The following is a 1522-nucleotide window of genomic DNA, read 5'->3' as shown; positions in this document are numbered from 1 at the left end:
CGGCGGCGTTGCGGAGCCAGGGCCGGTCGCCCTCGGGCGGGTGCGGCCGGGAGTGGAAGAGCACGCCGCGCCGTCCCGCGTCGTCCGCCCCCGCCACCTTCACCTGCACGGCGACGGCACCGTCCGAGGGCAACGGCAGCGGCGCGGTCAGGACGAGTTCGTCCAGCACGTCGGCGCCCACCAACCCACCGGCGTGCAGGGCCATGTCGACGAAGGCGGTCGCCGGCAGCAGGATTTCCCCCGCCACCACATGGTCGGCGAGCCACGGCTGGTCGCGCACCGAGAGCGTCCCGCTCAGCAGCAGGCCGTCGTCGTCGGCCGTGCGGGTGCCCGACCGCAGGAACGGATGACCGGCCTCGGGCGTCGACGACACCGGCGACGGCTCCGGGTCGGGCTCCAGCCAGTAGCGGCGGCGTTGGAAGGCGTACGTGGGCAGGGCGACGCGACGTCCGCCGCGCCCGGCGAAGACGGCCCGCCAGTCGACGGGCACACCGTGGGCGTACAGCGCGCCCAGCGTGTCGAGCAGAGCGTCCGCTTCCGGCCGCGACCGGCGCAGGGTCGGCAGGACCAGCGGTGCCGGGCGCCGCCCGCCGCCGCCCGCTTCGCTCGCGTTGCGATCCGCCGGGGCCGCCCGGTCCGCCGACTCGGGCGGGGCGAGGCAATCGCGTACCAGGCCGGTGAGCACCGCGTCCGGCCCCAGTTCGACGTAGTGGGCCGCGCCTCGTTCGCCCAGGTACGCCACCGAATCGGCGAAGCGGACCGGACGTCGGACGTGGTCCACCCAGAACTGCGGTGTGCACAGCTCCTCGTCGGTGGCCGCCCGGCCCGACACGGCGGTGATCAGGGGCAACCGCGGTGCGGTGAACGTCAGTTGTCGAACCACGTCCGCGAAGTCGGCCGATACGGGCTCCATCCGGGCGGAGTGGAAGGCGTGGCCGACCCGCAGCGGCGTCACCGAGCGACCTCGCTCGCGGAAGTACGCGGCGACCTCCCGCACCGCGGCCTCGTCGCCGGAGACGACCACCGAGGCGGGCCCGTTGATCGCGGCGATCTCCGCCGCACCCGCGGTCTCGGCAAGGCGGGCGGCCATCTCGTCCGCGCCGACGGCCACCGCCGCCATCGCCCCGCCCGCCGGCAGCGCGTCCATCAGCCGGCCCCGGGCCGCCACCAGGGTGCACGCGTCCGCAAGGGACAACACCCCGGCGACGTGCGCCGCCGTGACCTCGCCCACCGAGTGCCCGGCCACCAGGTCCGGTTGTACCCCCCACGCCTCGAACTGCCGGAACAGGGCCGTCTCCAGGGCGAAGAGCGCCGGCTGCGCGTACCGGGTCGTATGCAGCGGCGCGCCCGTACCGGGCTCGGAGAACACGACGTCCCGCAGCGGCACCGGCAGCAGCGGGTCGAACAGGGCACAGCACTCGTCCAACGAATCGGCGAAGGCGGGATGCAGATCCCGCGACGCGTACAGTTCACGGCCCATGCCGACGCGTTGGCTGCCCTGGCCGGTGAACAACATGGCCCG

General features: G+C 74.8%; 1 protein-coding gene. It reads right to left on the bottom strand.

What is annotated here, in order from left to right:
* On the bottom strand, positions 1-1522 hold a 1522-nt coding region (locus GT354_RS18010), incomplete at both ends, for an acyltransferase domain-containing protein (RefSeq protein ID WP_161357326.1).

Origin of the sequence: Streptomyces sp. SID3343 (assembly GCF_009865215.1) — a bacterium.
GTDB lineage: Bacteria > Actinomycetota > Actinomycetes > Streptomycetales > Streptomycetaceae > Embleya.
Note: the sequence above shows the minus strand (reverse complement) of the source record. Positions and strands in the feature narration are given on the sequence as shown.